The sequence below is a fragment of the Allorhizobium pseudoryzae genome (assembly GCF_011046245.1).
GTDB classification, from domain to species: domain Bacteria; phylum Pseudomonadota; class Alphaproteobacteria; order Rhizobiales; family Rhizobiaceae; genus Neorhizobium; species Neorhizobium pseudoryzae.
In genome coordinates, this window is the sequence record NZ_CP049245.1 from 15,383 (window position 1) to 33,444 (window position 18,062).

General features: G+C 58.0%; 16 protein-coding genes. 9 read left to right on the plus strand and 7 right to left on the minus strand.

The window, feature by feature from the left end; translation table 11 throughout:
- Positions 1-100: 100 nt before the first annotated feature.
- From G6N78_RS24675 to G6N78_RS24690, 4 genes are all read left to right on the plus strand, one after another.
- Positions 101-1,240 (plus strand): efflux RND transporter periplasmic adaptor subunit, encoded by a 1,140-nt coding sequence (locus G6N78_RS24675; RefSeq protein ID WP_165225527.1) that lies wholly within the window; start codon positions 101-103, stop codon positions 1,238-1,240.
- Positions 1,237-4,299 (plus strand): efflux RND transporter permease subunit, encoded by a 3,063-nt coding sequence (locus G6N78_RS24680; RefSeq protein WP_165225529.1) that lies wholly within the window; start codon positions 1,237-1,239, stop codon positions 4,297-4,299. The genes G6N78_RS24675 and G6N78_RS24680 overlap by 4 nt, the downstream gene beginning before the upstream one ends.
- A 167-nt stretch (positions 4,300-4,466) precedes the next feature.
- The gene (locus G6N78_RS24685; protein WP_165225530.1) at positions 4,467-5,189 is read left to right on the plus strand and encodes a response regulator transcription factor; all 723 of its coding nucleotides are present in this window, start codon (positions 4,467-4,469) and stop codon (positions 5,187-5,189) included.
- A 62-nt stretch (positions 5,190-5,251) separates the two neighbouring features.
- Positions 5,252-6,577: a sensor histidine kinase gene (locus G6N78_RS24690; protein ID WP_165225532.1), complete on the plus strand. Its 1,326-nt coding sequence runs from the start codon at positions 5,252-5,254 to the stop codon at positions 6,575-6,577.
- Between the two features lie 96 nt (positions 6,578-6,673).
- Here G6N78_RS24690 and G6N78_RS24695 read toward each other — a convergent pair whose 3' ends face one another.
- Positions 6,674-7,588 (minus strand): NAD(P)/FAD-dependent oxidoreductase, encoded by a 915-nt coding sequence (locus tag G6N78_RS24695; protein ID WP_165225535.1) that lies wholly within the window; start codon positions 7,586-7,588, stop codon positions 6,674-6,676.
- A 136-nt stretch (positions 7,589-7,724) separates the two neighbouring features.
- Positions 7,725-8,648 (minus strand): glycosyltransferase, encoded by a 924-nt coding sequence (locus G6N78_RS24700; protein WP_165225538.1) that lies wholly within the window; start codon positions 8,646-8,648, stop codon positions 7,725-7,727.
- Between the two features lie 301 nt (positions 8,649-8,949).
- Between G6N78_RS24700 and G6N78_RS24705 the strand changes: the two genes are divergently transcribed.
- A complete protein-coding gene (locus G6N78_RS24705; protein WP_165225540.1) occupies positions 8,950-9,567 on the plus strand; it encodes a methyltransferase family protein in 618 nt (205 codons plus the stop codon).
- A gap of 335 nt (positions 9,568-9,902) precedes the next feature.
- Here the strand turns inward: G6N78_RS24705 and G6N78_RS24710 are convergent, their stop codons facing one another.
- From G6N78_RS24710 to G6N78_RS24725, 4 genes are all read right to left on the minus strand, one after another.
- Positions 9,903-10,763 carry a MipA/OmpV family protein gene (locus tag G6N78_RS24710; protein WP_234906126.1) on the minus strand — a complete coding sequence of 287 codons (861 nt, stop codon included), beginning with the start codon at positions 10,761-10,763 and terminating at the stop codon, positions 9,903-9,905.
- Between the two features lie 199 nt (positions 10,764-10,962).
- Positions 10,963-11,955, minus strand: coding sequence for an MBL fold metallo-hydrolase (locus G6N78_RS24715; protein WP_165225543.1), 993 nt, complete (start codon positions 11,953-11,955; stop codon positions 10,963-10,965).
- Between the two features lie 158 nt (positions 11,956-12,113).
- Positions 12,114-13,028: a LysR family transcriptional regulator gene (locus G6N78_RS24720; RefSeq protein ID WP_165225546.1), complete on the minus strand. Its 915-nt coding sequence runs from the start codon at positions 13,026-13,028 to the stop codon at positions 12,114-12,116.
- A gap of 12 nt (positions 13,029-13,040) precedes the next feature.
- The gene (locus G6N78_RS24725; RefSeq protein ID WP_165225549.1) at positions 13,041-13,697 is read right to left on the minus strand and encodes a TetR/AcrR family transcriptional regulator; all 657 of its coding nucleotides are present in this window, start codon (positions 13,695-13,697) and stop codon (positions 13,041-13,043) included.
- A 72-nt stretch (positions 13,698-13,769) separates the two neighbouring features.
- On the opposite strand from G6N78_RS24725, the gene G6N78_RS24730 reads away from it, so the two are divergent.
- Both G6N78_RS24730 and G6N78_RS24735 read left to right on the plus strand, forming a co-directional pair.
- A complete protein-coding gene (locus G6N78_RS24730) occupies positions 13,770-14,501 on the plus strand; it encodes an SDR family oxidoreductase (RefSeq protein ID WP_165225552.1) in 732 nt (243 codons plus the stop codon).
- 204 nt (positions 14,502-14,705) lie between these two features.
- Positions 14,706-15,614 (plus strand): AraC family transcriptional regulator, encoded by a 909-nt coding sequence (locus G6N78_RS24735; RefSeq protein ID WP_234906130.1) that lies wholly within the window; start codon positions 14,706-14,708, stop codon positions 15,612-15,614.
- Between the two features lie 19 nt (positions 15,615-15,633).
- Here the strand turns inward: G6N78_RS24735 and G6N78_RS24740 are convergent, their stop codons facing one another.
- Positions 15,634-16,563 carry a hypothetical protein gene (locus G6N78_RS24740; RefSeq protein WP_165225558.1) on the minus strand — a complete coding sequence of 310 codons (930 nt, stop codon included), beginning with the start codon at positions 16,561-16,563 and terminating at the stop codon, positions 15,634-15,636.
- A 111-nt stretch (positions 16,564-16,674) separates the two neighbouring features.
- On the opposite strand from G6N78_RS24740, the gene G6N78_RS24745 reads away from it, so the two are divergent.
- A complete protein-coding gene (locus tag G6N78_RS24745) occupies positions 16,675-16,986 on the plus strand; it encodes an alpha/beta fold hydrolase (protein WP_165225561.1) in 312 nt (103 codons plus the stop codon).
- 293 nt (positions 16,987-17,279) lie between these two features.
- Positions 17,280-18,029: an SDR family oxidoreductase gene (locus G6N78_RS24750; RefSeq protein WP_165225564.1), complete on the plus strand. Its 750-nt coding sequence runs from the start codon at positions 17,280-17,282 to the stop codon at positions 18,027-18,029.
- Positions 18,030-18,062: the final 33 nt, after the last annotated feature.

The following is an 18,062-nucleotide window of genomic DNA, read 5'->3' on the forward strand; positions in this document are numbered from 1 at the left end:
ATCACCGGGCTGGCCAGTAGCTTCGCGTATTGTCAGTTTCGCTTTTACTGGCTGTGTCGGTCTTACGATCAGCGGTGTGTCAGCGGGAGCGGCGGATCATATGCCAGTTACGGTCGTCGTTGCCCGCCAAGGGCTTGTCAAGGAGGTGATTGCCGTAGTCGGCACGCTGGCCGCACGTGAAGAGATTCAGGTTCATCCGTCCATCGAGGGGCGAGCGATTGCCGAAATCCTGATCGAGGTTGGCGCACGGGTAGAGGCCGGACAATCCTTGGCGCTCTTAGACTCCAAGGATACCAGGTTAGCGCTCGACAAGAATACGGTAAGCATGCAGCGCGCGAAGGTCGCAATCGCTGCGGAGAGAAGCAAGGTCGATATCGCTCTGGTGAGCGCACGTGAAGCCTTGAAGAGGCTTGAGCGAAGCCGTTCGCTTCGGCCCAAGGGCGCAGTATCGGATCAAACACTGGAAGAGCATGAAACCGCCTATGATCGCGCAATAGCGGAATTGGAACTCGCGAGGTCGTCCCTGGCTCTTGCCGAAGGAGACGAGCGGTTGATTGCGAGCGAACGCCGCGAGATCGAATTGGCGCTGGAGCGATGCACAGTGCGGGCGCCGCGCGCCGGCATTGTTCTCGAACGTAGCGCGAATGTCGGAGCCCTGACCTCCAACTCAGGCGATCCCTTATTCATTATCGCGGGCGATGGCGCAATTGAGTTCGTTGCGGAGGTGACCGATGCCAGCTTCGTCCGTCTCAAAGAAGGGATGACCGCTCGGATCGCCGTGCCCGGACTGGACGTGCCTGTGACCGGCACTGTCCGATTGACCGCTGCGCGGTTGGATCCAAAGACGAGAAGCGGTTCCGTCCGGATCGAACTCAACGGTCATGGCGCACTCATCCCAGGCGCGTATGCCCGCGGCGAGGTCGATGCGGCCCAACGCTCCAATATTCTGGTGCCAGGAACGGCAGTCAAAAGCGCCGGAGGCTTCAGTAGCGTCTACGTCGTCAAAAATGATCTTGTTTCGGTGAGGAATGTCAAAGTCGGCGCGCAGCGCGACAACCTGGTGGAAATCCTTGAGGGAGTTGGCGATGGCGATATGGTCGTCTTGAAGGCAGGCGGTTTTCTTAAGGATCGGGACCGCGTCATTCCTATCCCCGAACTTGCATTTGCTGACGGCACTACGCAACGCGAGCTGTCTGAGGCCCTGCTACCGGCCGATGCTGGTGAAGGAATTCGTCGATGAACGCCAACTTATCGGCCTGGGCAATCCGTAAACCATTGCCATCCGTCCTCTTGTTTTTCATCCTGACGATCGTCGGCCTCTACAGCTTCTCGCGCCTGCCGGTCACCTATTTCCCGACCATCATTACCCCCCTCGTCAAGGTCACCATAGAACAGTCCGGGGCGACACCGACTGAATTGGAAACCGAAGCTACCCGGCTAGTCGAGGATGCGGTTGCGTCCCTGCCGGAATTGAAAGAGCTCAAGTCCACAATCAGCCAAGGTCGCTCGGTGACTTCGGTCGAGTTCGAGGTCGGCAAGGTGACACCCGACAGGGCGATGGTGGATGTGCGTGACGCCCTAGCCAAGATTCGTTCCGATCTGCCGCCGTCAATCGACGAACCCGTCATCGAACGGGTCGAGGAGGAGGGGCAGTCTGTGGTGACCTACGCGGTCGCCAGCCATGACATGACAGTCGCTGAACTCTCCTGGTTCGTCGATGACATCGTCGCAAGACAACTTCAGGGATTACCGGGGGTCGGGCGCATCGAGCGTGTCGGCGGCGCCGATCGCGAAATCCGTATTGAACTCGATGCCGACAGGCTTCACGCCTTTTCCTTGTCCGCAAACACCGTCAACGACGCACTTGTCAGAACGCAGGTCGATGCTTCAGGCGGTCGAAGTGATATCAGTGGGCGCGAGCAGGCGCTGACCACGATGGCTGCGGCCAGGACCGTCGCGGACCTGGCAGATCAGCGCATTGCCCTGTCCTCTAGCGCCTCTGTCCGTCTCATCGACTTGGGCAGGGTTCAGGACACCATTGCAGAGCCCAGATCCTTTGCGACGCTGGATGGCAAGGACGTTGTCGGTTTTTCCGTTTATCGTACTCAAGGCGCCAGTGACGTTTCCGTCGCGGCAACTGTGGCGGATGCCGTGCTTGAACTTGAGGCCGGTCACGCGAATGTTGGGTTCCGCCTCGTAAGCGACAATGTTGCCTATACTGCCGGCAACTACAGTTCGGCGATGCACACCTTGGGGGAAGGGGCTATCCTTTCGATCATTGTCGTTTTCCTGTTTCTGCGGGATTGGCGTGCGACTGTGGTGGCTGCGATTGCGCTGCCACTTTCCATTATCCCTACCTTTTTCGCTTTGGAGCTTCTCGGCTTTTCTCTCAACATCCTGAGCCTACTTGCCATCACGCTGGTGACCGGCATTCTGGTCGATGACGCCATCGTCGAGATCGAAAACGTCGTTCGTCACCGCAACATGGGTAAGTCAGCCTATCGAGCTGCTCTGGACGCATCAGACGAGATCGGGCTGGCCGTCATCGCGATCTCGGCCACGATCATCGCGGTCTTTGCGCCGGTCGGAATGATGAGCGGTGTCGTTGGTCTGTATTTCCGTGAGTTCGGCCTGACGGTCGCCATTGCCGTCTTCTTCTCTCTCCTCGTGGCACGCTTGATTACGCCTATCCTAGCGGCGTATTTCATGACAGGCAGTCCTCCGGTCGAGGCACCCAAAGGACGTTTTATCACCGCCTACGAACGCCTGTTGCGGTTCAGCCTGCGCTGGCGATGGATCACCGTCGGAGTGGCAATAGCATCCTTTGCTCTTGCCATGATGGCGCTGATGTCGGTTCCAACTGCCTTCCTGCCGGAAGAGGATACGGGCCAGTTGACGTTGACGATCGAGCTGCCTCCGGGTTCAGCTCTTAAGGAAATCCGCGAAGTCGCCGATGAAGTTTCTCGGCGGATAGGCAAATTTGAGGAGGTCGAAGGCGTATTCGTCCAGGCCGGTTCCAGCATGTCGGGTCAGCAGGACGTTCGCTTTGCCACTGTGCTGATTGATCTCACGCACAAGTCGGCGCGTTCCCGGTCATCCTTTGAGATCGAAGCCGATATGGAAAATAGTCTCGCCTCGATCGCGGATACCAAGCTGCGCTTTCTGAACAGCCGCGGCGGGCGTGATATGTCCTTTGCCGTACTCGGGACCGACGGCAGCAAGGTGCAGGAGGCAGCGAACCGGATCGTCAACGAAATGGCAACGGATCCAACCTTCATTTCCCCTGCAGCGGAAAATGCAGCGATGCGACCCGAACTCCGTTTCAAGGTCCAGACCGACAAGTCGGCCATGCTCGGGCTGTCGCCGGCGGACATTGCCGATCTGATCAGAGTGTCGACCGTCGGAGATAGCGACAGCCGTTTGCCGAGCATGCTCGACGGATCCCGACAGATCCCTATCCGCACTGTACTTGACGCCAAATCTCGGGATGATCTCCGTAGATTGGAACTGTTGACAGTCGCGCGGTCTGATGGAACGCGCATACCGCTGACGGCGGTCGTTAACGTCAGTTTCGACGAGACCGTTTCCGCCATCGAACGTTCAAATCGAAGCCGCCTCGTGGAAATCGGCGCGGATATGGCCGCCGGTATGACATCAGGGCAGGGGATGGAGCGGTTGCTGAAGCTTCAAAGCGTGACGGATCTTCCGGATGGTGTGCGGATCCAGGCCACGGGAGATTCCGACACAGAGGGAAGTGTTTTCGAAAGTTTTGCTATCGCCATGGGGTCTGGTATTATTCTGGTGCTGGTCGTCCTGATCCTGTTGTTTGGCAGCTTGCTGGCGCCCTGGACCATCCTTGCGTCACTCCCGCTTTCGATCGGCGGCGTAGCTGCGGGATTGTTCATCAGCGGCAACGCCATGTCTTTGCCTGTTGTCATCGGCATCCTGATGCTGATGGGGATCGTGACAAAAAATGCGATTATGCTCCTGGATTTTGCCATTGAGCGTGAAGCGCATGGGTTGCCAAGGTTCGAAGCCATCATCGAAGCTTGCTGCGAAAGAGTGAGGCCCATCATCATGACAACGCTTGCCATGGCGGGCGGCATGGTGCCCTCGGCTTTCGGTGTGGGCGATGGCGGAGAGTTTCGCTCTCCGATGGCGATTGCGGTGATCGGCGGTCTGCTTGTGTCGACCCTGCTGTCACTGATTGTCATTCCCTCCTTGCATCTCATCGTCTCAAATCTTGGCGATCGTATTGCCCGTAGCTGCAGGCCGTTCCTCCAGTCGGCGGAAGCTTGAGGGCAAAGAGGCGTCGCTGATGACAGGCGACGCAAAGTGGAAGGGAAGGTCGGGCCCACCAGGTCCGACCTTCCTTCTCTGGCAAGGTTCGCAACAAAATGTAACAAACCGAAATATCAGGCGCTCATGCTGAAGGCATGCTGTATGAAAGGGCGAGAGGGAAGGACATGCAGCCACCGGCAGCAAATGCGCAGATATTGATCGTCGAGGACGATCCCGACATTGGCAAACTCCTGGCATTAACGATGCGGGAGAACGGCATGACGCCGACGATCGCCGAAGATGGTCATGTCATGCAGTCGCTTCTGCGCAATAATGTGTTTGACCTGATCATTCTTGACGTGATGCTACCTGGGGAGGATGGTTTGACGCTGTGCAGGAAGATCCGCGCGGACAAGACCATCCCGATTATTTTGCTGACAGCGCTTGGCGAAGAGATCGACAGGATTGTCGGTCTTGAAGTGGGCGCGGATGACTACGTCACCAAACCCTTCAGTCCGAGAGAAGTCGTCGCTCGCGTCCGAAGCCTGCTCAGACGCGCATCCTACGGTCTCGTTTCAACGGTCGGGCAGCGGAAACTGCGCTTCGACGGGTGGCAGATCGATCCAATGCGGCGCCAACTTCATGACCCGACAAATGCCCGTGTCGCACTGACGACCACCGAATTCGATCTGCTCGTGGCCTTTTGCCGGAATCCGGGTCGGGTGATAACCCGCGAGGAATTGTTGTCCTTGACCCATGCGGGCCTCGCCGGACCGATCGAGCGCAGCATCGATGTCCATATCAGCCGTCTGCGTCAGAAGATCGAGGTCGACCCTCGCGAGCCGTTGCTTCTGCAGACTGTTCGGCTGGGAGGCTACACCTTCACCGCGGCAGTCGAAGAAGTGTGAATGGCGAAAACTCGAAAGCCAGATCACGACACGGGAGCGAGGTCGGATCGGGAAGGGGCTTCATGAAATTGCCTTTGTGGTTCACGCCAAAGACGATCTATGCGCAGATTGTTGTGATCGTGGTGCTGGCACTGCTGATTGTTGTCACCGCCGGGCCGATCGTCGAACGCTGGCTCCGAGACGACTACGAAACACCAGATATCGAGCAGCTTGCGGGCCGGCTGCATGCATTTGCGACTGTGTTGAAAAACGCGACGCCAAACGAGCGTGAAACTATCATCGCTGCTACGCGGCGTTCAGGCTGGGATCTCACAATCGCGCCGCTTTCTCTGAAGGCCGAATTTGCGTCTTCCTCGCCCAATGAGCAGCTATCCGACATGATCATCGAATGGCTTTTCCCGCCCGACGACTTGATTGCTCCCCTTGAAGGTTGGCGTACCTTTCTCGGGGACAGACGTATTGTCGCCATGCAGATCGATGACGCGTCGATGCTGGTCTCCACGGTGGCCACGAACGACATCTTGTTCATCAGCGACTTTGTCGGCCAGGGCACCTATTATGTCGTGGCGATTCTGACGTTGTTTTTTCTCTTCTGCTCCTTCGCTATCTGGTCGATCATGTTGCCGCTGCGGCGGATTTCTCATGCTGCCTTGAACGCCGACCTCAACAACGGGGCACCCATTTTCGAGGAACGGGGCAGTATGGAGATCGTCGTTGTAGCCAGGGCTCTGAACAGCATGCGCAACCGCATTACGATGATGATTGAATCGCGCACCAGAATGTTGAGAGGCATCAGCCATGACCTGCGAACCCCTCTCACGCGCCTTCGCATGCGGGTCGAAAGACTTGACGATGGAAGTTCTCGCGATGCTATGCTGTCAGATATCAGCCGCCTCGACAGGCTGCTTACCGAAAGTCTCGATTATCTGCGCGACGGTCATCGCCGGGAGGTGACCGAGCGCACGGATCTCGGGAGCCTTGTGCAGACAGTGTGCACCGAATTCGCCGATGTCGGCTTCAATGTCGAGTATCGAGGGCCGAACCGGCTCATCGCCCCTTGCCCGCCACTGGCCATGGCACGAGCAATTACAAACCTCTGCGACAATGCCATCAAATTCGGCCAGTCGGTTCTGGTCGAACTGCGTCAGGACAGTGATGGTGTGACAATCGACATATCGGACGATGGTCCGGGCGTCTCGGCGGCAGACAAGGAAAGGATAATGGAGCCTTTCTTCAAGCTGGATGCGGCGCGAACCGGACCCAATGACGGCTTTGGGCTTGGATTGTCGATCGTGGCCGAGATTGTTCAGGCTTATGGGGGCAGGCTGCATCTTATTGATCGCATTCCCCACGGCCTCTGCGTTCGTCTCGAACTGCCATTCAAATGAGGCGTGCGGGAGCGGTGGCACATTGTCTCCGCGGTCGCCGATACTCTTTTCATGATGGCGTCCGACCCACTGGGGAGCATGTCGCTGTTCCATCGTTCACGCAAACTCTGCCGTATCCGTTTCGAAGACCAGGGAGTTGTGGATCGCCATCGCAGCTTTCATACCGTCTGCGCAGGCCAGTGTGATGTTTGCGGTTTGTCTGCAGATATCTCCCGCAGCATAGACATGGCGAATGCTGGTCATCTGCTGATCGCTGACTGCGATTGTACGACCGAGCGGGCCGGTTTCGATCTCACATCCCAGTTCTTCTGCAATCGCGCTGTTGAGTTGGTGGCGGGGGGTGAGAAACAGGGTTTCGAGTGGTTGAACCGGGTTGTCTGCAAGATAGATCCGCGCCAGATTGCATCCATCACCCGCCAGGCGTTTGACCGGGGCCGTTTCAATTCGGATCTTGAGTCTCTCAAGGGTGTTTCTCATCGCCGCACCGCACTCGCCGCCATCGAGGAAGAGGGTGGTCGGGCACCATTGTGACAAGAGCATCGCCTGTTGAGGGGACCGTGAAGAGGTGTTCAAAACGCCGACGGGCTTCTTACTGAAGTCGAAGCCATGAAAAAGAGGACATGGAAGAACGGATATACCCCAACGTTCTGGAAGACCCTGTATGTTTGGCAAGATGTCGGAGACGCCGAATGCAAGGAGCAACCGTTTTCCAACAATCTGTTCGCCGTACCAGTTGGTGACAACGAAGGACCCTTGTTTAACCTGGACGCTGACTGTTGCTTGGGCATGAAGCGTGACAGTTGGATAGGTCGCGACCTCGTCCCACATGCATTGCAGGACACTGTACGGATCGTCATCGTCCCGCCTCCACAACCCTGTTGGTTGTGCGGCAAAGCCGTGGCGAGGATCCCCGAGATCCAGGAGGCATATTTTTCTCCGAGCCCGAGCCAAATAGTTGGCTGCCGTCAGCCCGGCGAAGCTGCCGCCTACGATAATTACATCATACTGCATGGAGAGCTCCATCGCTCGGAATCAATCGGCGTATGATCCACCGTCGCAGAGAGCAAACGCTGCTGATACCTATGGGGACTAGGGCTTGAACGGCTATCGGTAGCTAATGGTCGCGGGGCTTCGGCACCCACGCCGATTATGCGGCTGGTTCACACGGAGGCGGGCTTGCCTCTGGTCCCGGCAGATAGATAATCGCATTGTTTGTGCTGAATGCGGAATTGCCTGCGCTCCATCGACTCCTGGTGGTGACTGGCGGATTACGTGTTTCGAGAGCTTTTAAGATGACGTCTGCCTGGGCGAAATAGGTGACGATCCAGTCTATCGGACCTCTCCCGAAGCGCCATCTTGTTCCCCAGCGCTCATCAGGTTCGACAAGTGTCTCCCAAGGTCTCGGCGTTCCGTGGAAGACAACGATCTTCGCCTGACGAGGAAGCCGCACTTTCGAAAACAGAAGATTGAACGGGTAGAGCCTGACGCAGCTTCTTTTGAAACTGACACAGAAACCAGTCGGCCAATAACTTCGATCGCTGACCTTTTCAGTCAGGAAGGTCTGGTCGTTCTCGAATCTGCTCGACATGGTCTCGGCATTCGCCAGAACCTGCTCATAGATCGGGCCAATATTGGATGGACAAAAGCCAAAAACGGAGGATTGGCCGCCTCGATCGGGCCGCAGCCATTGCGGGAGAAGGCTCCAAAGCGTGGGGTTCCACTCTCTCTGCAATACAAGGTGCCGACGATCACGGATCACCGCGATGAATGGTGCAAGAGGGCGCAGAACCATGATATCGAGATCGAGAAACAGGACGACATCCTCATGCGAGAAAAGCTGGGGTGAAAATGCCGCAAGCTTGGGCCAACATCCCTGCCGCCAGGCCCGTTGCGGAAGTCCGAGATCCGGGATGGGCACTGCGACAATGTCGTTCGCGAGGTCACGTTCATCATCCGTAAGGCAAACAAAGGTGAAGGGTTCTACCATGTTGCGAAGTACGCCGGCATACAGCGTGTTGACGTGATGGGCGGTGAACGCCTTTCCCCATTTCATGCAGATGATCGCTACCATGGTGCGGCTCCCATTGAACTGTGCTGGTTCATAGACTCGGCGGGGCGGGAACTGCGTTGTGACTTGTGAAGAAGTGTTGCGGATTTTTGTTCCCGGTTTCGATCCCCGGGTTCACAACGACCTTTGTCCTCCGCCTGGCCCGCGAAGGGCACTGCACGTCTGCTCGGTTCGGTAGAAGGCCTCGAAACTGCCAGTCCGTTATCTTTCACAGTACGACGTTACATGAGGCAACATATCGTCATGCTGAACCGCAGACGGAAATGGGAGGTGAGCACTTTCCTCTCATTCTCCAGGTCGCATCATGAAAGATATCCAACTTCCCTTCGGTCAGCACTATCGGATCAATGCACTGCGCGTGGCGGGCGCTATCGGATTCTGTTTCCTGGCCATTACAGCGGCACCGCTACCCTTGCCCCTTTTGAGCTCTTTCCTCGAGATATGCGGGATTAGCGCGATCTTTATCGCTATCGCGGGAAGGGGTTGGGTGTTGCTCTACATCGGAGGGCGAAAGAACTCAGAACTCGTCACATCAGGTCCTTATTCGATCACCCGCAATCCGCTTTACGTGTTCAGCCTGACAGGTATCACCGGTGTTGGCCTCCTGACAGGCAGCCTGATTTCGATGACAGCCTTCGTGCTTTGTGCCTATCTCGCCTTTGAGATGGCCATACGCGGCGAGGAAGCTTATCTCTCCAGCCGCTACGGTCACCGCTTCCAGGCATACAAGCAGGCAGTCCCGCGATTTTGGCCAGATTTTTCCCTTTGGTATGAAAGCGAGGCTCTGCCGCTTCGTTCTGGACGTGCACTGGCAAGCCTGAAAGACGGGATTGTCTTCATTCTTGCGTGGATTGGCATTGAACTGCTGAAGGTCGGCCAGGATGCCGGGCTCTTGCCTGTCGTGCTAGCCTTGCCCTTCTGAGGGCGAAGCTTGCCTCCTGATTGGCATGTCGGATGCCGACAAAACCGGAGCTCCAATAATCAAAAGTGCGGCAAGCGCTGGCCACGATAAGGGCTGATGGCGCAGCTCCGGGGCGGTGGTGGCGGGATCGGTTGAATTGGAAGGGTTTTCGATTGACGCCGTGCGCCTGAAATCCAGGCTGGTGTACCGACATGCGAACTAGATCATGATGCACGGCAAATGCAGACCTCTGTATCGGTCCGCCGCAGACATGCTTCCATTAAAGAAGCAGGACGGCTGCAATAGAGACAGGAGCCGGGCAGTTGACCCGGCTCCTGTTTAGAAACTGGGCGTAATTAGAACTTGTAGCCCACGAAGAGCGAAACCGACGGCTGCACCTTTTCCTCAACGATGGGACTATCCGCTGCGTCACCGGTGAGAAATCCGACGCCGGCTTCCCCCTTCACCAGCCAATTCTCGGTCAAGAGATATGTCGCGGAGGCTGTCATCTCGACACGCTTCAGCCCCGCCTTCGCGTGATACTCTGGAAGGCCCGATTTGGCTGCCTGATCCGCGTTGACGCCGAAATAGGCTGCCATATGCTTGTCGTTGGCGATCACCGCCTCCACGCCTGCACCGAGCATCAGACGTTCCGTCACGGGCGCCTTGTATTCTGCGCCAATGGTGCCGATCAGGCTTTCGCTTCCGTCTATCGTCTGGTCGATGGTTCCATAGAGTTCAAGGCCCATCCAGGAATATGACGCCTTGCCTCCGACGGTTGCGGCGAAGTCGATTTCTCCCAGTCCGCGGAGACGATCGCCATCATCCTTGTCGCGTCCGCTTTCGTAGCCGACCCGTCCGGCAAGCTTGAAGCCGTCGTGCTCGAATGCAGTAATCGTAACCCCGGTGGGGTCGACCTCAAGCCATTCTCCATAGGTGAACAGGAATACCGGCAAGGGGCTCACCTTGAAATCCTTGCTTCCCTCGTATTCCGGTTCAAAGCTGCCTCCGGCGCCGATGATCAGGCTCCAGCTTCTGTTGGTCCCGCCATCGAACCGTCCCGGATCGAAGGGTGGTTCGGGGGCCACTTCTGCTGCGACGTCATCTGCGGCCAAGGTAATCGAGCCCGTGCCGACAATGGCAAGTATGACCCCCAGCATGCCTGGAAAGAGGACGCTTGAACGAAAACGTCGATCGGTCTGTCGAAGATTGGACATGAGTGCTCCGGTGGATTGGCACGGAGGATCGCTGGCAGTCGCCTTCGGACCGTGCATACACCGACTCCATCCCACGAACGGGTTATGTCGGGCGTGTCGTTATGTTAAGGTTTGTTTCGAGAGTTCCGCAGAGAGACGTCAGCCCCCTGCGGTCTAACAGGTGAGGGCGCTTACCCGACCTGTTCGCGTCGTCAGGCTCTTACCTGACCATCCCAGCTTCACCATCGGAATAGTTTACCGGCATCCAGTCGAAGTGTTCGCCTTCCTTGAGGACATTGCCGATCCCTGGAAAGGCGATGTGCGCGCCGGCGACGAGATAGCCTTCCGTGATGGCTTCGGCGAAGGCTTCGCGCCGGGATCGCACCGCCCCGGAACGATCCACGTCGAACTCGATGGTCACCTCAGGCTGTTCGAACTGAACGATATCGCCGTGGGTGATGTCGCCCCAGAACACCAGTTTCTTGCCGCCGCTTTCAACAGCGATGGAACTGTGGCCCGGAGTATGGCCAGGGCGCAGAATCGATTGGAAACCCGAAATCACCTCCTCATCATCCTGGAACACTTCAACCCGACCTCGCTCAAAATACGGCTGAAGGCACTCCTCTGCCTCCTTAAACAGCTGCTGGTTCAAGCCTTTCGGTCGCGCCTCTGCCGGGGTCTTCAACCAGAATTCGAGTTCACGCGCGGGAACATGCAGGGTCGCGTTCTCAAAGACGAGTTTCGCGTCCCGAACCAGGCCACCGGAATGATCCGTGTGGACATGGGTCAGAATGACATGATCGATCTCAGAGGCCTTGTAGCCCGACGCTTCCAGGTTGGCGAAAAGGTGTCCGGCCTCCGCGCCTAAGTAGCTCCCACTTCCAGCATCAATGAGGACGAGACGCTGACCATCATTGACGAGGAAGGCATTGACTGATGTGTCCGTCGGAATGTCACGGTAAGCTGCGCGCAGCAGTTGAGCGGCTTGCTCTGCAGTCACGTCACGATACATTTCCGGAAGAGGCAGCGGCAGTGTGCCATCCGAGAGTGCCGTGATTTCCAGATCGCCCAGAGCCATCCTGTAGAAACCGGGCGACTGAAAGTGTTGCTTGGGGGCAGCCGCGAAAGTGAGGGAAGGGGCTCCCGAAATGGCCGCGACCGTGGCTAGCATGGACGCCCCCTTGAGGACGTTTCGTCGTGTTACACTGTTCATGATAAATCCTTCATCCATTGTCACCGAGCAGCGCCAATTCGATGCGCGCGGCGACTACGGGATAAAAGTAAGTGGTAGTCGTTCGGGCGATTAGGCACCGAAACTCGATCGCGCTGTCAGTGATTTGATTACAATGAGGGATCGAGCAGATAGACTGCTCAGGTCAGCCGCAGCACGTTTCCGAGGTTCTCACTCAGATAGTCGATGAAGGATCTCACCTTGAGAGGCTGGACGCGTCCGCCGGCCCTGACGGCATACAATGTGGCACTGGGTCCGGACCATTCGGGGAGAATGCGGACGACGTCGCCTGTTTCCACGGCTTGATGGACAAGGTGGGGATTGGTGAGCTGAACGCCCTGTCCCCGGATCAGAAATTCGAACAGGGCTTCCGGGTCTGTTGCGACAACCGCCGGGTTGATCGGGAAATCCATGACCTCACTCTGTCTTGTCAAAGGCCATGAGTGCTGAGGCTTCCCATAAAACAATTGCGTCACCAGACAGGCATGGTCTTTCAGCTGCGACGGATGTTCTGGGACTCCGTGCTGTTGAAGGTATTGCCTCGACGCGTAAAGGCCTGTCCGAACGCTCGCCAGGCGACGGGCGGCGAGGTTGGAATCGGGCATGGGGCCGTTCCACAAGCGGCAGGCGACATCGATATCCTCGTGCACGATGTTCTTGACGTCGTGGTCGAGAAGCAGTTGGAGTTTGACCTCTGGATAGGCTTCTCGAAACCCGACCATAAGCGGGGCGAGGGCCTTGGTGACCAGCCAGTGCGGCGCCGTCACCCTCAACCACCCAGAGGGTTTGCCATGCACCTGCTCGACCGCGCTCTCCGCGTCACCGATAAGGCGCGCGAGATCGCGACAGCGTTCGAAATAGATCGATCCCGCCTCCGTCAAACGTATGTTGCGGGTGGTTCGGTGAAGCAGCTTTACACCCAACCTCTGCTCCAGATCCTGCACTTTCTTGCTGATCCGCGCCTTGGATGTTCTGAAACTCTCTGCTGCAGCGGTAAAACTTCCCCGTTCAACGACCTCCACAAAGGCAAGCGTGTCGCTCATGTCTCGAAGCATCAGCAGGCTCCCTCAAGCGGTTTGGATTGGTGCAAACACCTCACCGCCTGCCATGGCGAGGTAAGCGAGACACATCCGCCTCAACTCCTCACGAATGGCACGTTGGTCCACAACGGGCAGGTTGCGTTCGAACACATTCCTGACCGTTCCGAAGATGACGGAAAGAAGCGTGAGGTTTACGAGACTGATATCGTTGTAGCGAGCATTTGGGGCGCTTAACAGCATCGCCTTGGTCGCGGCATCCATACGCTTGGCGAAAGCATCAATCAACGCCTCATTGTCCAGCTCGACCGCAGAGCTATAGAGCGCGCGCGTGACATCGCTGCGCTCCGTCTTTGCTTCCCAGTAGGCGGTAATGAGCGCTTCGACCATCTCGCCGGTCGGCCGGCCATGTTGTGTGCGGCAGGTCATTTCCACGCGCTCCGCCAATTTGTCCAGGTAGCGTTCGTTGAGTGCGTAGAGCAAGGACTGCTTGTGCGGAAAGTACTGGTACATCGTGCCGACCGAAACCCCTGCGCGCTCAGCCACACGCGTGGTGGTCAGCCGGTGCGTTCCCTCGGCAATCAAAACCTGAATAGTCGCTTCGAAAATTGCATCGATCGTAGAGGTCGAGCGGGCCTGACGTGGCTGTTTGCGGGCTTTCAAGTGGCGAGGGGGTGACACATCCATATGCGAATCCAAAAGCCGAACTATCCTTCATATATTTAGCGTTGCATGTTTCCCAAATGCAAAGGTGAATTGATGACTGACACAAAGAAAATCGCGCTGGTTACAGGCGCGAACAAAGGTATCGGACTGGAGATTGCAAGACAGTTGGCGGAGGCGGGCGTCACGGTGCTGATGGCCGCCCGCGACGTCGCACGCGGTGAGGCGGCTGCGCGTGAACTGTCGCAGGCTGGATTGACTGTAGAGGCCATTGAAATGAACCTCAACAGAGAAGAGACGATCCCAGTTGCTGCCAAAGCAATTTTGGACCGGCATGGCAGGCTCGACATCCTTGTCAACAATGCCGGCATTGTCGACCCTGAAGACGGCCCTCCGTCGGCGGCAACAGTCGCTGCGGCCAGAAGGTTGATGGAGACGAATTTCCTCGGCACCCTGGCGGTCACCCAGGCGATGTTGCCGCTCTTGCTGAAGTCGAGTGCCGGTCGCATTGTAAATCTGGCGACGACGTTGGGCTCGCTCAGCATCAATAGTGATCCGACCTCACCCTATTATGAGGCCCGGCTCATTGGTTACAACGCCTCAAAGGCGGCGTTGAACATGCTGACGGTGCAGCTGGCCGCCGAATTGAAGGGCACCTCAATTGTCGTTAACTCAGTGGCGCCGGGCTATGTCAAGACGGGCCTGACAGGCGGCAAAGGCTACATGACGCCCGCAGAGGGCGCACGTCTTCCCGTCCAATATGCTCTGCTCGGTAAAGAGGCGGTTACAGGCCAGTTTGTCGCCCCCGAAGGCCCTGTCGCCTGGTAGTGGCGGGTCATGTGGGCCGGCGAATGCCGGCCCAAAACAAATCTCTGTTCCGACCTCGGGAAACAACGTCCTCTATTGGACATTATCTGGGATACGGAACATTTCCATCGGCCCCTGACGAAGGCAACCAGAACTGCAAGAAACCCCATGACCGAGACCGCTATTGAGGATGACGAGAGATTTCCCGCGGGCGGATATGCGCCCATGCTGGATCCAGAGGTCCCCGACCGCACGTCATCGCGTGGGCTGGAACAGTTCATAGCGGGTCGAACCTTGTTGAGCGGAGACAGTTTGGCTTGGAGCGACCTCTTTGTTCAGATTTACTCGCGCCATCAAAACCAGGAGCCGTTCTTGGTCCCGGCCGTCGCTGAACCGCTTGTGGTCTGGGTTATGTCGGGCGAGGCCATAGTTGAGGAGCGAGATCTCGATGGGGAATGGCAGGCCGTCCATGTGAGGGTCGGCGATTTCTTTTTGACAAAGACAGACCGGCCTTACGAGATGCGATGGCAGTCCGTCGGGCCGGATCCGTTCCAGGTCATGCATCTCTATATGTCCGTCCCGCTGTTCGAGCGCGTGGCGTGCGATGTTCTCGGCTGTGCGGCAGCGCCGGGCCTGCGGGATATATCTGGTGAGCGGGACCAGCGGCTCACCCACTTCCTGGCGCTGATCAATCATGAGCTAGTGTCCGAAGGCAAGGGCAGCCAGCTCTATGTTCAAGGGCTGGCGCAAAGCCTTGCCGTGCATCTGATCCGCAACTATGCCTCAGGCGGAAGCGGCGAGGTGCGGCAGGCCGCGTTGCCGGGCTACAAGCTGCGGCGGGCCATGGCGCATCTCGAGGAGCATCTGGCCGAGCCGTTCAACCTTGCGGAACTTGCGGCTACAGTCGGAATGAGCGAGTTCCATTTCAGCCGCCTTTTCAAGAAGGCAACCGGTGTCTCACCATCGCGCCATCTCATTCGCCAGCGGATCGCCAGGGCACAGCAGCTTTTGCAGGAAACGGATCTCAGCATTATCAGGGTCGGTACTGCGGTTGGCTATTCAAGCCCAAGCCATTTTGCCCAGCTGTTCAAACGGGAAACCGGGTTGCTTCCGCGCCAGTATCGCAAACGCTGACCGCACCGCGGCACCAGTCTCATATCCGTGCGGGTGAAAGGAGCAAGCGAGCGCCGTCATCCCACCGCCAGCAGGTGTTGCCCTTCAGCCGTGTTCCACCCCACCATCGATCGATGCCGCGCACGTCCACGACATCGGTTTCGCCGGCGAGTACGCTACGGCCCAGAACCGTCAATTCCAAGTGGCTGTCGCGAAACGCATACCAGGCGTAAGCGTCATCGGCGAAGTCGCCTTCACGAAGTCTCCCCTTGAGGCCTTCGATCAGCGGAGCCGTGCTGGACGCCAGGTAACTAACCAGCGCGACGAGCTGCGGGAGCGCGATCAGCGGCGACGGTGATTGGGCGAAAACGCCTGCGATATCACCGACGCGGCACTGACCGGCGCTGACGCTTTCCAGGACCAGACGCTCGCACGCGCCCAGACCGGTATCGGGGCCTGGGAGATCGTCCAGCAGCGCCTCCCGTGTCCGATGCATGCCTGGAACATGGGTCAGAACCTCATGCGATAGGTTGAGCCAGTCCTCGGGGGTTGGAGCCGCATAGGCTGACCAGATCGCCGTTGCGGCCGCCATATGCGTGTCCGCCACCTTGACCGGCAATGCCACCGCATCCGGTGGAGTGCTGGCATCCACATGGCCCCATCGCAACGGCCCATGCCGGAGATGGATCTTGCGGCAATCTAGCCCGGCGGTATGTGCCTTCGCCAACAGCAGGGTCAGGAGAAGCTGGCTGTTGGGATCGGGGTCGACGTAGATCTCACAGCAATCGGCCGCGCCCAAGCGGGTTAGGACGCGGGCTTCGTCCAGCTTTACGACCTGAGGTGCCAAGCAAGTGCGGATCAGCCGGAGCGGCAAAGAGACGATCTCTGGCCGGGATGTATACTCTGCTTTATGCGCCTTCAGATATCCGGCTGCAGTGTCATCGCAGGTCAGGCACAGTCGGCTTTGCACGTTTCTATTTCCTCGTCGTCGTCGTGTCGCCTCGAAACATCTGCTGCTGCGACGACTTTGGGGCGGGTGTGCCTGAGCGGCAGGCACAGCCAGGCAACGAGGGAGCACCGAATGCGAAATCAGCTCATTACCGAACATATACTTGTGAATGATCACCGCATTGCGGCAGGCGCTCACGGGGAAGGTGAACCCGTCATTTTTCCGCATGGCACGCCGTCGTCGTCGCTCATCTGGCGGAATGTGGCTCCTTGCCTCGTCGAAGCCGGCATGAGGGTCCATCTGTTTGATCTGCTCGGCTATGGCCTGTCCGAACGACCGCATCCGGTCGAAGTTGATACTTCGATGTCCGCACAGACTGAAGGAAGCCATCCCGGGCTCTACGCTGACCATCCTCGACGACTGCGGGCATTTTGCACCGGATGACCAGCCGGAAAAGATCGCGGCACTCCTCTTGCAGTTCATTCGTTCGGTCTGAGGTATACCTCCAAGGTGGCGCAGGCCAGCCAGCAGCTTGGCGGCTGCAGGGGCTGTTAGCTTTTTGGGTTCTCCCGAGGGCCAAGATCCCGGCACCATCTCCTGGCTATTGGGAATTTTGGCGCAAGATCGCAACAGGCGCAGCAAAAACGCGAGAGAAAGCTGCCGCCTCTGGTCCCATGTTCCTCCTTGTCAACACGCAACCGCCGCCTGATCGGCGCCCAAGACAAGGAGTGAAGACGATGACTAACCTCAAGGGAAAGATTGCACTCGTCACCGGCGCGTCGAGCGGCATCGGCGCTGCCACCGCCATCAGGCTCGGGCAGGCTGGAGCCAAGGTCGGCATTGCCGGCCGCCGCACGGAAAAGCTCGAGGATCTCAAGCGGCAGATCGAAGCCAAGGGTGGTCAAGCTCTCGTCCTGCAGATGGACGTGGTCGATCCGGTCTCGGTCGAAGCCGGCGTCAAGACGCTTGTCGACACTCACGGGGCGATCGACATCCTCGTCAACAATGCCGGCCTGATGCCGCTCTCTGATATCGACCAGTTCAAAGTCGACGAATGGCACCGGATGGTGGATGTGAACGTGAAGGGTCTCTTCAACACGACGGCTGCCGTCCTTCCGCAGATGATCAAGCAGCATTCGGGCCATGTCTTCAACATGTCCTCGATTGCCGGCCGCAAGGTCTTCAAGGGGCTGTCGGTCTATTGCGCCACCAAACATGCCGTCGCCGCCTTTTCGGACGGCCTGCGCATGGAGGTGGGGCCGAAGCACAATATCCGGGTCACCTGCATCCAGCCGGGTGCTGTCGCCACCGAGCTTTACGATCACATCACCGATCTAGGCTACCGCCAGCAGATGGACGACCTCGCCGGCCAGATGACCTTCCTAAAGGGCGAGGACATCGGCGACACAATCGTCTTTGCCGCGCAGGCCCCGGCGCATGTCGATGTGGCCGAGCTCTTCGTCCTGCCCGTGGAACAGGGCTGGTAAAGCACCTCCCTTTCGGCCCCTGCCGCTGCGCAG